This window comes from Bradyrhizobium ferriligni (genome assembly GCF_056837965.1).
Window position 1 is genome coordinate 1 of the sequence record NZ_JBXEJO010000047.1, and the last position, 12,499, is coordinate 12,499.

The following is a 12,499-nucleotide window of genomic DNA, read 5'->3' on the forward strand; positions in this document are numbered from 1 at the left end:
TTACGGCGCAGGGGGATCCCGCGTCCGCACGAGGGGCACGAAATATTATGTGGCGGAGGAATCCAGCCGTGGCCGGCCCTGGCTGGCGTTAGGGCGCCTCCGCCACATAATCTCATCCGACACATAAATGAGGATCCCGCTTCAGGCTTTCCTGCACTGTGAGAGCCAAGCTTCGCATGCCGCGACGCATATCGGTGTGGCCAGTGGCGATCCAGACCCTGACGCCGCTCGGGATCGGGATCATCGGCGTCGCAGGAGCTCGAGAACCCGCTGTAGCGCCTCAGTGTCCACGTCACGATCTACCCGCACGCGGCAACCACCAAGCTCGATCTCGATGATTCCGACCCTCGCGCGCTGCGCAGGCGGTGAAGACGGCACCTGCGGCGCGCACGTCGATGCCGAAGCTGGCGTAGAGGTGATCTCCACGGGTACAAGCGCAGGCACCGCGTCCTCCGCCAGCCGGCCGTCGCGCGCCAGCCGGCGCCACGTGAACAATTGGCTCGTCGACAATCCGTTGCGACGTGCCGTTACCGACACCAATCGTGGCCCGCTGTAGCTCTCGGCAACGATCCGCTGCTTCTCCTCCAAAGTCCAACGGCGCCGTGCGCCCGTCGAGACGACTTCAAGTTGGGAAACCTTCGGCATAGGCATATAGTCAGTCATGCGCCTATGTCTTCACGTTGCCACCTCACTCGGCAAGGCGGTCTCCCCCGGAGGGATACGGAACACATAAAGCGCACCGTCGAACGGTTATGTTGCGTGCAACATAACCGTTCTTATGTGTCGGATGAGATTATGTGGCGGAGGCGCCCTAACGCCAGCCAGGGCCGGCCACGGCTGGATTCCTCCGCCACATAATATTTCGTGCCCCTCGTGCGGACGCGGGATCCCCCTGCGCCGTAACGCCGGAGGGGCACAATGCTCGAGTTCTATTTTTCGTACCGCGGGGTGCTTAAACGCCTTCGTGACGGGGCGCTCGGCGCCGAGATGGATCGCATCGCGGGGCACTTTTTCTCGCTCGGTTACAAGCAAGCATCCGCTAAGCTTTATCTGAGCCGGATCGCGCGGTTCGGCCGTTTTGCTGCGGCACATTGCGGTTCACGGCCGATCGGCGAAGCTATCGTCGATAGCTATCTATGCACATTCACCACGGACTCACCGCGGATTGCGGCAGTGTCTGCGATCCAACACGCGCGACGGGTGGCGCCCGAACGATTCATTGCTTCGACGCCCATCGTAGTCGATGATCCGGACGCTCCGCTTTTGCGCTCCTTTTCTGACTATCTGAGCAGGGTACGAGGCCTTGAGCCAAGGTCCCGCGATGGCGTTCTCTTGGGCGCACGGCGCTTTCTGGATTGGCTCCGCCATCGCCATCCTGGCCAAGACCTCGAGGCGTTGACGGCAGAGCATGTCCTTGCCGCTGTTGAGTATCGGCTGTCGCTCTCAGCGACCTCCGGCACTCGCACGGCGGCGATCTCTCACATCCGAACGTTTCTCCGCTTTCTGCATTGGGATGGCCACCACGAGCAGGATCTGGCTCCCGTCGTTCCAAGAACGCCATATTGGCGACTGGCGCATTTACCGCCCCGGCTTTCGTGGGATGATGTTCGCCGCGCCATCGATGCGATCGGCAAGGCGACGCCGATCGACCTTCGCGATCGAGCCGTCCTGTTGTTGCTCGCCACCACAGGCATTCGCAACGGCGAGCTGCGCGCTCTTCAGCTCCGGGATATCGACTGGCGAGCTGGCGAGGTTTTTGTCCGGCGCACCAAGGGCAAGCGTGACCGAGTGGCCCCGCTCCTCGAGGAGACCGGCGTCGCGCTCGCCGACTACATCCTGCGGGCTCGACCGAAGGTCGATAGTCCGCATCTGTTCCTGTCCTTCACGCCGCCCGTGGGACCGTTCAAATACGCGTCGTCTGTTTCGAGGATCGTGCGGAAGCGGTTGCAGCATGGTGGGATCGAGCTCGGTCGCGTCGCAGGCGCGCATCTCCTGCGCCACAGTCTAGCCACGCAGCTCGTCGGGCGACGAAGGCCGATTAACGAGGTCGCTGATCTTCTTGGGCACCAAAGCATCAACACGACGGCGCTGTACGTGAAGGTCGCGGCCTCGCAGCTCGCTGAGGTCGCGCTCCCCTTTCCGGGAGGCGCCGCATGACCGCCTTCGCCGCATTCCTCGGCGACAAGGTCGAGCGCTACATCGAGTTGCGCCGCTCCCTCGGCTACGCCTTCAACAAGCAAGCCGGCACACTGCGGGCTTTCGTTCGCTACGTCGAGCGATCTCAGCTGGGTGCGCCCGCCACCCGGACGATGGCGCTGGACTTCGTCCTGTCGTTCGGTGGCGCCGCCGACAGCCGCGCGGTCCGTCACGGCGTGCTCCGCCGATTCTACGAGTACCTGGTCGTCTACGCCCCCCAGACCGAGGTCTTGGAGCGCAAAGCTTTCCCGCGGTCCAGGGCGATTCCGCCGCCGCGCATCCTAAGTGAGGCTGAGCTGGCGTCGCTTATCGACGCATGCAGCTTCATTTCGCCAGGGAGCCCTCTCAGGGGCCACACGATGGCGACGCTGATCGGATTGTTGGCCAGCACGGGGCTACGATCGGGCGAAGTGGTCAGCCTTGATCGCGGCGACGTCGATCTGACCAACGGGGTCGTCCTCGTCCGTAAAACCAAGTTCCGTAAAGACCGCCTGATTCCTGTTCACCCAACGACCCAGGCAGCCCTTCGTCGATACGCCTGTGAGCGCGACACCGTGTTTCCCAGGCCCAAAGGCGAGGCCTTCTTCCTCAGCTCGCGAGGCTGCCGTCTGTCGGCGACCGGCCTGCAAAGCAACTTCGCTAAGGCCCGCAAGCTCGCGGGTCTTGACAAGGGCAAGCCTCTGCGACCGCACGATCTCCGGCACCGGTTCGCGGTGACCAGGCTCAGGCTGTGGCACCAACAGCGCGCAGACGTCCAAGCGCTGCTGCCCTTACTCGCCACCTACCTCGGCCACGCCAACTATAGCGACACAGCCTACTACCTCACCGGCTCGTCGGATCTCCTCGCCATCGCGGCTGAGCGCGCCTTCCTCGACGGAGGCGCGGCATGAACGAGCACCTCCTGCTGGCGCCGCTCCTGGAGTCGTACTTTCGTCGCCGGTTGACCAAACAGCGCAACGCGACCACCGCGACCTTAGCCAGCTATCGCGATGCCTTGCGCATGCTGATCCTCTTTGCCGCCGCCCGTTTGGGGAAGAAGCCGGCGGCGCTGGCCCTTGAGGATCTCGATCGGGACCTTGTTCTCGCCTTTCTTGACGAGCTTGAGGAGAAGCGGAACAACTCCGTCGCAACGCGCAACGCCCGACTAGCCGCGATCCGATCCTTCTTCCATCACGTCGCCGCCGCCGATCCCGCCTCGTTCGGCGTCGCCCAACGGGTTCTGACGATCCCCACCAAACGGGCCCACATCGAGGTGACGCACCACCTCACCAACGCCGAGGTAGAGGCCATCATCGCAGCTCCTGATCAGACGACGCCTCGCGGCCGGCGCGACCGGGCCTTTCTGCTCTTCTTGGCGAGAACCGGCGCTCGCGTGTCCGAAGCGACCGGCGTCAACGCGAACGACCTTCAGTTGGAGCGAGGACGCCCGCAGGTGCTGCTTCACGGCAAGGGACGCCGAGATCGCGTCGTTCCCATTCCTAAGGATCTGGTGCGATCGCTGACGGACCTATTGAGCGAACGCGGCCTCGCCAATCATGAACCGCGGCCGATCTTCGTCGGGGTCCACAACGAGCGCCTGACGCGTTTCGGCGCGACACACATCGTGCGGCGTGCCGCCTCCCAGGCCGGGTCCACCAGGCCAAGCTTGGAGGGCAAGCCGATATCGCCGCACATCTTCCGGCATTCCCTCGCCATGAAGCTTCTCCGGTCCGGCGTGGACCTCCTGACGATCCAGGCTTGGCTTGGCCATGCCCAGGTCGCCACAACCCACCGCTACGCCGCTGCGGATGTCGAGATGATGCGCCGGGGACTCGAGAAGGCGGGCGTTGCAGGCGACCGCGGCACGCGCTTCCGGCCGAACGACGCTGTCCTGCAACTGCTGGACAGCATCTGATTATTATGTGGCGGAGGAATCCGGGCGTAGTCGGCCCTGGCTGGCGTTAGGGCGCCTCCGCCACATAATCTCATCCGACACATAAGAACGGTTATGTTGCGTGCAACATAACCCCATGCGGGCGATCTCTATATCTTCCGGGGGCGGAGCGGCGATCTGGTCAAGATCCTTTGGCATGATGGGTTGGGCATGTCGCTCTATGCCAAGCGTTTGGACCGCGGCAAGTTTATCTGGCCTTCGGCGTCGGACGGTGCGGTATCGATCTCGGCGGCCCAGATGGCCTACATGCTCGAAGGCATCGACTGGCGGAATCCGCAACTGAGCTGGCGGCCGCGGAGCGCGGGTTGAGCAAATATCTGCGGCCTTCAGCTTTTTAAGGAGTCCCATCGCGTCCAACTTGTGATTCACTGTGTCGCATGAATGCTGATCGCGACGCTGCTCCGGATGACGTTGCCGCCCTGAAAGAGGCGTTGGCGGCCGAGCGCATGAAGGGTTTTGAGATCGCCGCCGAGCTCGCGGTCGCCCGCGCGAAAGCGTCGGAAGACGAGGCGCTGATTGCCCAGCAGAAGCTGCAGATCGCTAAGCTGAAGCATCAGATCTATGGGCAACGATCGGAGCGTTCGGCGCGGCTGATCGAACAGCTGGCGCTGACGTTCGAAGAGCTGGAAGCCGACGCCACCGAGGACGAGCTTGCGGCGGAACGGGCCGTGGCCAAGGCGACGGCGGTGCGCGGATTTACGCGCAAGCGCGCCGAGCGCCAGACCTTCCCCGAAAATCTTCCCCGGGAGCGGGTGGTGATCGATGGGCCAACGGCTTGCGAGTGTTGCGGGGGCACTCGCCTGCGCAAGCTCGGCGAGGACGTAACTCGGACACTGGAAGTGGTACCGCGCCAGTGGAAGGTGATCGAGACGGTCCGGGAGAAGTTCTCCTGCCGCGACTGCGAGAAGATCAGCCAGACGGCGGCGCCGTTCCATGCCGTCGCCCGCGGATGGGCCGGCCCGAGTCTGTTGGCCATGATCATGTTCGAGAAGTTCGGCCAACATCAGCCCTTAAACCGCCAGGCGGAGCGCTACGTCCTGGAAGGCGTGCCGATCGCGCTGTCGACCATGGCGGACGCCGTGGGATCGGTCTGTGCGTCGCTGGATCCCCTCCTGCGCCTGGTCGAAGCCCATGTCATGGCGGCCGAGCGCCTGCATGCCGATGATACGACCGTGCCCGTACTGGCCAAGGGCAAGACCGATACGGCGCGATGCTGGATCTACGTCCGGAACGACCGGCCGTTTGGCGGCGCGGGGCCGCCGGCGGCGATGTTCTATTACTCCCGCGACCGCAAGGGCGAGCATCCCCGGGGGCATCTGGCCCGATATGCCGGCATCCTGCAGGCCGATGCCTATGATGGGTACAACCAGCTCTATCTAGCGGGACGCCAGCCAGGCCCAATCCGGGAGGCTGCCTGCTGGTCACACGGACGGCGCCCGTTCTTTGCCATGGCCGACATCGAAGAGAATGCCCGGCGCAAGGCCGCCGGCAAGAAGGAGATCCCGCTCTCGCCGATCGCGATCGAGGTCGTGAGGCGGATCGATGCGCTGTTCGAGATCGAGCGCTCCATTAATGGCAGGAGTCCCGAGGATCGCCTTCAGGTACGGCAGGCGCTGAGCCGGCCCCTGGTCGACGATCTTCAAGTCTACATGAGAGAACAGCTCGCCAAACTCTCCCGTGGGCACGACCTGACCAAGGCGTTCAACTACATCCTGAAGCGCTGGGCGAGCTTCACCCTGTTCCTCGATGATGGACGGGTATGTCTGTCCAACAATGCCGCCGAACGAGGCCTAAGAGGTATCGCTCTGGGGCGAAAGTCCTGGTTGTTCTGCGGCTCTGATCGCGGCGGACGGCGTGCGGCGGCCATGTACAGCCTGATCGTCACCGCCAAGATGAACGGCATCGACCCGCAAGCCTGGCTGGCGGATGTTCTCGCTCGCATCGCTGCCCACCCGGCTCACCGGCTGGACGAACTGCTGCCCTGGAATTGGACGCCGGCATCAGCGCTCTCTGCTCGAGCAGCGGCATGACCACCCACGTCAACAAGGTCCATCACGTCACCACCATTGCCCAGGTCGCCAAGGACCTCGGCGAAGACGAAGATTGGCTGTGGGACATCGCCATCGAAATGGAGATCGAGGATGGCGTAATCTGGGTCCATGGCGTCGGAGAAGACGGCGTCCAGGCGTTCACCGACTTCGGAATCGAGAACCTGATCGAGCTTATCAAGTTCTACAAGGAAAACCCTGGACTGCTGAAGCGGTGACCTGCGGCCTACGCCGAATGGATACGCAGAGTACATCGCTGATCTAGAATTCTCGATCGCCAAGAAACGATGCGTCACGGCAACGGTCGTTACTAGAATGTTCTTCCGGCACGGGCGATCTATCCGCCGTCGGAGCCAACAAGACTCTCGAGCAGTGCCCGGTCAGCCACAACGCATCAATTAGGTTTCATGCAGAAGCGGCCCCGGCGAGAGGTTCAAGCTGGGGCCGAGCTGAGGTCGCGGCCGCTCGTCGCCGAAATCAGCAGCCGAAATATGGCTGAACAATACGAGATGAAAATTACCCGCCCTATGCCCGCATCATTAGAATCGAATTTCGAATAATAACGCGTGTGAATCTCAGCGAAGAAATCGCCACCGGGCCCGGCCGCCCAGGTATCATAATCTCGAACTCCTCAGTTGCCCACTGGTTCCGTTTTAGAGACTCCGAACTGGATTTTCGGCCTCACCATCCTATTACTTTGGTTTGCGAGAGCGGAACGAAGCCAAATAGCCCGCAAAGCTGCTGGTCATTGTCGCCCTCGAGCCGCGATCGCTTAAGTTTTCGACGCAGATGCCTTATCTGATTTCGGGAACTGCTTCGGCTGGATTTTAACGGAGGCTGCTGAACGGGACTCCACACCCGCTGTTCCCAAATTGGCTCCCGTCGCGGCATGGTTTCAAACACGGATATACCGTGCGAACCACTGCGGCGCAGAAGTCGCTCGGATTGAAGTCAAGTCCCGCGTGTGGTAGGCGATCGCTTGCCGGCCCAGAAAGAGGCTCGGTGCTCTCGGCGCGCCAATCGGTCCGGAAATAAAACGCTGGCAATTTGTTTGCCGATCGCTTGTTGTTTGTGGATCAAGCTAGCTTGTTAGCTAAGGTTTTCATCGAACGACCTAGCGGCAACTTTCGCCGATGGTAGCCGTAGATCCGGACATCTTCGCGGATTTGCTCGCTAACCGAGCGCACGACACGTTTCTTCCGCCAGTTCCTGTTGAGATCGATCGGAATGGAATTGCCTCGAGGAACGACGAGAAGGTCGTTCCGTTCGTTCAAGTAGACATCGTACATGGAAGTCCTCGCTCCGGGTCAACATAGGCCGAAGCCCCAGCCCTTTGGTGACTTGGACGACACAGTCCCAAGAAAGCCGAACAGGGTGCTTTGCTCTCCGAATGCCAAGGCTCGGAGGGACGATTTCCGCTTCATCTAGGCAACAGCGACGAAGCCGAAAGAAACTGCGGATTGGAGCTCCCCGCCCGGCGCGTGTCGCAGGTGTCGGCTTGGCTTGTTGTAAGCCTTTCGTTGCCTAATGGTGTCGGCCTATGCAACTAGCCGTGGCTTTCCGTGCTGCTTGCTTTCTAGTGATCCGGCTGGCGTCGATACCTAATATCTGTCTCTGAGCTCGGTTGGCATTAGTCCTGCTCCCTCATTATCCTGCCGCCCTCATTTCAGGATGCCCCTTTTTGAAATGAAGGAAGTTACAGACATCATGATATTCTATCTCGTTCAAGCGGAAGCCATACGAGGATATGCGGTTCACCAGAAAGACCGGATCGAAAGCGAATGCCTGAAAACCGTTGGAGCAATCTAATCGAACATAGTCATCCGTGCGCACCACCTCCTGAATGGTAATACCACAAAGGTCATAGTATTCGTGGCGAGCCACCGTTGCCGTATCGCTCGTCGAAAAGAGCGACAAAGCTAGATCAAAAGGCGCTTTGCAGACCAGCGACAGAAATTCCATCGGCGCGTCCATCGTGCCAATAAAATTAAACGGCAGTATGCAAAGCACCTTTCCATCATATCGGCGCATTATCTCTTCGATTAGCCGCATTCTTTTGAAGAATTTTCTGGCCTCGCAGCGGATAACCGCTCCTCTCCTGCTCTTTAACCGGCGCATACGAGGTGGATTTATTTCGATGCCAAGATAATCATTGTCATCGTTTTTTATGCCGATAAGGCGGTAGCCGCTACAACCAACTTCTATGATCAACTGGTACTGGGTCGCGCACAGGAGATCGAGGTAAAACAGTCTCTCGCGATGATGAAACTGACGCACCTCGGCAGTGAAATAGCTCGGACGCATGAGACGTACGCCTTCATTGCCTAGATAGATCGCTCGATTGACTTGCTGGGATCGGAACGCGGAGGAGTTCACTGGTGCCTCATATCATCTCGCGCGGATGAGACGTAAAGCCTGCGGCATCGTCGTCCCATCGCCGTGGTCAATTCGTCGCTCAGCATTTTCGCGGCCGACGCCATATCCCCGACGGTCTGCTCGGGGCAGATGAGATCCACCACCGTACCGGGCGGCGTCCAACTCTCGGGCAGGTCAGTTACGTCAATGGTGATAAGGTCCATCGAAACGAAGCCGACGATAGGCGCACGACGACCATATATGAAGACATGCCCTCGATTACCCAGAGTACGCGGAAATCCATCAGCATAACCAATCGCGGCGGTCGCGACCCGCATTTGCTTCTTTACTGTGTAGGACCTGAAGTATCCAATCGCTTCCCCATGCTCGACTTTACGGCATTGAATAATTTGCGTTCGCAGATGAACAACTTGCATTGGCTTGAAATCGGGATCATCGGACGCCGAGAAGCCGAAAATTCCTCCACCCGATCTTACGAGGTCAAAATGAAACTCACGTCCGGCGAACAGTCCGGCCGAATTCGATAGCGAAAGAATCGCATTCGGGAACAAATGGGAAAGTCTGCGAAACCGATTCAGTTGTTGGAGACAGATCTCGTTTCGCCACTCTGCACAGGCGAGCTGACTCATGAACAGCACGACAGGCAATTCAGATAATCCGTTTCTATTTTCGACGATTGCGCGTAATTCATCAATGGAAAACCCCAATCGAGAAAGGCCAGTGTCGACATGAATTCCTGCTGGCAGCGCACGATTGCGAAGTCGGCAATGCCGAAGCCAGGCCTCCAATTGTTCCCTGCTGTTGAGGATCGGCAGCAAATTGCGCTGCTCGGCCGCCAGCTCCATGCCCGGCATAGCGCCGTAGAGCATATAGATCCTCGCGGATGATGGCAGCACCTCGCGCAAGGCAACGCCCTCCTCCACATCAGCGACGAAAAAATGCACGCAGCCGAGGGAAGCCAGGAAGGGCGCTATACGTGTCGCGCCAAGACCGTAGGCATCAGCCTTGACGACGGCGCCGCAAGCGCTGCGAGGCGCAAGCGCCTGGCACTTCCGATAGTTGGCTTCAATTGCGCTGAGATCAACAATCATGGTCGATCTCGACGTCTCGCGAACGGCATCTACAAGTTTATGATAGGGATGGTCTTCGAGACCAATCGGCACATGTCTTCTCATCACGGCACGCCGACGACTATCAATGGTGAGAATACAGCGATCGAATTGCCTCTTCCGCGCACGCGGGCCCAAAACGAAACCCGTTACCTGCACCGCCGCCAATGACATACAGTCCGGCGACATCTTGAGCTGGACGAGAGAACGGGACCCCATCGTCAGAATAGCAGTCGCAGAACACACGCGCTGATACCACGGTGGGGATGTCAGGGGAAAACCATTTTGCGAGGATTGCGGTGGCGCGCGCGAGATCATCCGAACTGACGTGCAGCCCGCCGGGGTCAGGTCTCACATCCCATTCTTGCGAGGTGAAACTGAACAACCAATACCCCTCCTCAATCATAGGAACCAGGAACGCATAGTCATCGAACAAGCCGACCATTGGACAGTTCGTTGTAGGGCGCGCCGCCAAGTGAAGCGCGACGATCTTTTTGACTCGCCATCGCGGCCCCTCCGCGAAATGCGCGCGCAAGGGTGACTCTGGCAGCCATGGACCGATTGCCAGAACGGCCCGCCTCGCCGAGAGTTCGCTATCATCAGATGTCCGAAGACGAATATGGCTCGGCCTCTGCCGTATCCGTGCAATCGATGTGCGCTCCCGTATCGAAGTCCCGACGGCCTTGAGCCGTAGGGAAAGGTCCCGAACAATGGAATTGACTGGGCAGTAAGACCCCCGATCCAGTGCCACGACCATATCGCCGGGAACCACAAATTGCGGCAGTGATAAAAGTCTCTCCCTGAGCGCGAAAGAAGTCGATGGGGCGGTACCAACCACACAGCTCGTTCGCGTGAGTTCTTCCGGATCACGCGTCAACCAAAATACGTCGCAGTCTCGGCCGCCGGGCCATTGCCCATGGGGATAGATCTCTCGCCAAATCCTTGAACCACGATTGAGGAGGCTTCTTTCCTTTTCATTACGACCGATGTTGATTTGGATTCCGGGGGCAAACCCACTGGCACCTGCCCCCACGGTCTCTCGATCGAAGATGACGATTCTATCCCGCGGCCGGCTGTTCGCTGCAATGAAGGCGGCACTCAGGCCCATGACGCCGGCGCCAATGACCGCCAGGTCGTAAATGCTGTCGGTCATCGAGCTCCCTCCCAAGCGATAGACAAAGCGCACAGAATTTCGCTGCCGCGATTTTCCAAATAATGGGTTCGATGTGGCTGCAGAAACACCAGATCGCCTGCCTTGATGGCCAACTCTCCATCGTCAGTTATCACCCGACCTTGGCCGCTCGTGATGCGCCAGATCTCGCAGGAAGAATGAGAATGAGGCGTCGACACAGCGAACGGATCCAGCCGAAATTCGATGAGCTCGACGGGACAAGGGGTCCCGGACTCGCCGATTTCTTCAACGTGCTGCAAGACTACACCGGGGCTATAGACCGTCCTGTCGCCCAGCGCCATCAACTGTGCATTCTTCATTGTATACTCCGAACCACTACGCCGTGTTCGGTCAGCAGGAGCCCTCGTAGCTAATGCTACTCCACTCGATGACGCCTGTTCCCGGCCCGCAATCGTAGGCTACGCGGCCGATGATCGAATTGAGGATCAGCGAAGCGCGCCAAGGAACCAGGCTTAGATTTGTATCAGCGATGCCATGTTGAAGGCGTGCGCCATTCTGGACGTACAAGCGGCACTTTCCGGGACCGTCAAAACGAGCCGAGAACTCTTTGTTGACCACGATCTCTTGAGAGCCACCTGGGGCATTCAGGACCTTGAGCCGGCCTGCGATCGGTTTCAGGAACGATGGGATTTCGGTGCGGTAGCCTGTGGCCAAGACGACAATGTCTGCGACATGTTGTGAACAAGTTCCTGTCTTCCGCTGACGCAAATCCAAGCGAAAGGGGGACATGCCGCGCAAGTCCTCTGCCGTGGTATCCACGTATATCTTTACGTGGGCCGGGTAGGACCGTCTATGAACTTCGCGGTCGTACAGCGCATTGTAGATGGCGCGCAGCGTCGAGCAGTTCACGCCATCGCTCGCCAACGATTGTCGCTCAAGAATTTGCTTCCGGGCGGCTTCACTCTGGTCAAAAAACCAATCACCATGTTGCGGAAAGAACCATTCATTGACGAAAGGACTGTCTTCGAGCGCGAATATGCTTGCGCGGCGCGTCACCCAGGTCAGGGTTCCCAATGGACCGCATGCACCACCGAGGAGATGAAGGAAGATTTCAGCCCCGCTTTGGCCGCCACCTACGACCACGACACGCTTGCCGGAAAGCTCACGTCGCCGCAGGAGAAGGGTACTCCCGTGAAACACCTCGTTTGGCGGCGCATTCCTGCCCCACTCAGGAACAGACGGTACCCTGCCCACACCAAGCACAATCGTACCGGTTTGGTAACTGCGGCAATTCGTTGTGATATTGAAGGCTTCGCCGCGCAGTTCGACTGCGCTCACGTGCTCGCCGAATTGAATGTTCGCCAGCTTCGCCGCAGCCCAGCGCAAATAGTCCTCAAACTCACTACGAGTAACAGAGGCCAGTCCCCGAACAATAGCTTGATAAAGTCGCTTCTTATCATGCAAGTAGGCGAGGAAACTGTATGCACTTGTCGGATCAGCCAGTGTGACCAAGTCCTTTAGCGGGCTGGTTTGCATGACGGCACCTGCCAAAAGCAGACCGGGATGCCACTTTACCTTCTCTAAGCTTTCAAGGACGTTCAACGAAATGTCCAGAATTGGAGCCGCGAGCGCTGCCAGACTCAGATTAGCCGGCCCCGCACCGATCGCGATGACGTTGTAGCTGTCGGCGTGTTTCAGCATCCCA

Annotated in this window: 13 protein-coding genes and 1 pseudogene; 6 read left to right on the plus strand and 8 right to left on the minus strand. The window is 59.5% G+C overall.

Translation table 11 applies throughout. From position 1 onward, the window contains the following. Positions 1–112 precede the first annotated feature (112 nt). The gene (tnpB, locus tag AC1VNY_RS26075) at positions 113–244 is read right to left on the minus strand and encodes an IS66 family insertion sequence element accessory protein TnpB (RefSeq protein WP_482407344.1); all 132 of its coding nucleotides are present in this window, start codon (positions 242–244) and stop codon (positions 113–115) included. Then, on the minus strand, positions 241–663 hold the full coding sequence (gene tnpA, locus AC1VNY_RS26080; protein ID WP_482407345.1) for an IS66-like element accessory protein TnpA: 423 nt from the start codon (positions 661–663) through the stop codon (positions 241–243). Before tnpA ends, tnpB (AC1VNY_RS26075) begins: the two co-directional genes overlap by 4 nt. 255 nt (positions 664–918) lie before the next feature. Here tnpA and AC1VNY_RS26085 point away from each other — a divergent pair, with 255 nt between their 5' ends. From AC1VNY_RS26085 to AC1VNY_RS26110, 6 genes and pseudogenes are all read left to right on the plus strand, one after another. Next, entirely contained in the window at positions 919–2,157 is a 1,239-nt protein-coding gene (locus tag AC1VNY_RS26085) for a tyrosine-type recombinase/integrase (RefSeq protein WP_482407346.1), read from the plus strand. Further along, positions 2,154–3,086, plus strand: a complete 933-nt coding sequence (locus tag AC1VNY_RS26090; protein ID WP_482407347.1) for a tyrosine-type recombinase/integrase — start codon at positions 2,154–2,156, stop codon at positions 3,084–3,086. Before AC1VNY_RS26085 ends, AC1VNY_RS26090 begins: the two co-directional genes overlap by 4 nt. Further along, positions 3,083–4,090, plus strand: coding sequence for a tyrosine-type recombinase/integrase (locus AC1VNY_RS26095; protein WP_482407348.1), 1,008 nt, complete (start codon positions 3,083–3,085; stop codon positions 4,088–4,090). The genes AC1VNY_RS26090 and AC1VNY_RS26095 overlap by 4 nt, the downstream gene beginning before the upstream one ends. A gap of 123 nt (positions 4,091–4,213) precedes the next feature. Then, positions 4,214–4,438, plus strand: a pseudogene (gene tnpB, locus AC1VNY_RS26100) (IS66 family insertion sequence element accessory protein TnpB); the annotation flags it as partial. A 68-nt stretch (positions 4,439–4,506) separates the two neighbouring features. Continuing rightward, a complete protein-coding gene (tnpC, locus tag AC1VNY_RS26105) occupies positions 4,507–6,159 on the plus strand; it encodes an IS66 family transposase (RefSeq protein ID WP_482407349.1) in 1,653 nt (550 codons plus the stop codon). Further along, on the plus strand, positions 6,156–6,395 hold the full coding sequence (locus tag AC1VNY_RS26110; protein WP_482407350.1) for a hypothetical protein: 240 nt from the start codon (positions 6,156–6,158) through the stop codon (positions 6,393–6,395). The genes tnpC and AC1VNY_RS26110 overlap by 4 nt, the downstream gene beginning before the upstream one ends. Positions 6,396–7,253: 858 nt before the next feature. On the opposite strand, the gene AC1VNY_RS26115 is transcribed toward AC1VNY_RS26110, so the two are convergent. From AC1VNY_RS26115 to AC1VNY_RS26140, 6 genes are all read right to left on the minus strand, one after another. Then, positions 7,254–7,466 carry a hypothetical protein gene (locus AC1VNY_RS26115; protein ID WP_482407351.1) on the minus strand — a complete coding sequence of 71 codons (213 nt, stop codon included), beginning with the start codon at positions 7,464–7,466 and terminating at the stop codon, positions 7,254–7,256. 358 nt (positions 7,467–7,824) lie between these two features. After that, a complete protein-coding gene (locus tag AC1VNY_RS26120) occupies positions 7,825–8,553 on the minus strand; it encodes a hypothetical protein (protein ID WP_482407352.1) in 729 nt (242 codons plus the stop codon). Beyond that, positions 8,550–9,644, minus strand: coding sequence for an alanine racemase (gene alr, locus AC1VNY_RS26125; RefSeq protein WP_482407353.1), 1,095 nt, complete (start codon positions 9,642–9,644; stop codon positions 8,550–8,552). Before alr ends, AC1VNY_RS26120 begins: the two co-directional genes overlap by 4 nt. A 103-nt stretch (positions 9,645–9,747) precedes the next feature. Continuing rightward, positions 9,748–10,815 carry an NAD(P)/FAD-dependent oxidoreductase gene (locus tag AC1VNY_RS26130; RefSeq protein ID WP_482407354.1) on the minus strand — a complete coding sequence of 356 codons (1,068 nt, stop codon included), beginning with the start codon at positions 10,813–10,815 and terminating at the stop codon, positions 9,748–9,750. After that, positions 10,812–11,153: a cupin domain-containing protein gene (locus AC1VNY_RS26135; RefSeq protein WP_194456170.1), complete on the minus strand. Its 342-nt coding sequence runs from the start codon at positions 11,151–11,153 to the stop codon at positions 10,812–10,814. The genes AC1VNY_RS26130 and AC1VNY_RS26135 overlap by 4 nt, the downstream gene beginning before the upstream one ends. 31 nt (positions 11,154–11,184) lie before the next feature. After that, positions 11,185–12,495, minus strand: coding sequence for a lysine N(6)-hydroxylase/L-ornithine N(5)-oxygenase family protein (locus tag AC1VNY_RS26140; RefSeq protein WP_482407355.1), 1,311 nt, complete (start codon positions 12,493–12,495; stop codon positions 11,185–11,187). Between the last annotated feature and the right edge of the window lie 4 nt (positions 12,496–12,499).

What these genes read in the sequence shown, in the direction of transcription:
- tnpB (WP_482407344.1), bottom strand. Translation starts at nt 244, where the DNA reads ATGATCCCGATCCCGAGCGGCGTCAGGGTCTGGATCGCCACTGGCCAC.
- tnpA (WP_482407345.1), bottom strand. Translation starts at nt 663, where the DNA reads ATGACTGACTATATGCCTATGCCGAAGGTTTCCCAACTTGAAGTCGTC.
- AC1VNY_RS26085 (WP_482407346.1), top strand. Translation starts at nt 919, where the DNA reads ATGCTCGAGTTCTATTTTTCGTACCGCGGGGTGCTTAAACGCCTTCGT.
- AC1VNY_RS26090 (WP_482407347.1), top strand. Translation starts at nt 2,154, where the DNA reads ATGACCGCCTTCGCCGCATTCCTCGGCGACAAGGTCGAGCGCTACATC.
- AC1VNY_RS26095 (WP_482407348.1), top strand. Translation starts at nt 3,083, where the DNA reads ATGAACGAGCACCTCCTGCTGGCGCCGCTCCTGGAGTCGTACTTTCGT.
- tnpC (WP_482407349.1), top strand. Translation starts at nt 4,507, where the DNA reads ATGAATGCTGATCGCGACGCTGCTCCGGATGACGTTGCCGCCCTGAAA.
- AC1VNY_RS26110 (WP_482407350.1), top strand. Translation starts at nt 6,156, where the DNA reads ATGACCACCCACGTCAACAAGGTCCATCACGTCACCACCATTGCCCAG.
- AC1VNY_RS26115 (WP_482407351.1), bottom strand. Translation starts at nt 7,466, where the DNA reads ATGTACGATGTCTACTTGAACGAACGGAACGACCTTCTCGTCGTTCCT.
- alr (WP_482407353.1), bottom strand. Translation starts at nt 9,644, where the DNA reads ATGATTGTTGATCTCAGCGCAATTGAAGCCAACTATCGGAAGTGCCAG.
- AC1VNY_RS26130 (WP_482407354.1), bottom strand. Translation starts at nt 10,815, where the DNA reads ATGACCGACAGCATTTACGACCTGGCGGTCATTGGCGCCGGCGTCATG.
- AC1VNY_RS26135 (WP_194456170.1), bottom strand. Translation starts at nt 11,153, where the DNA reads ATGAAGAATGCACAGTTGATGGCGCTGGGCGACAGGACGGTCTATAGC.
- AC1VNY_RS26140 (WP_482407355.1), bottom strand. Translation starts at nt 12,495, where the DNA reads ATGCTGAAACACGCCGACAGCTACAACGTCATCGCGATCGGTGCGGGG.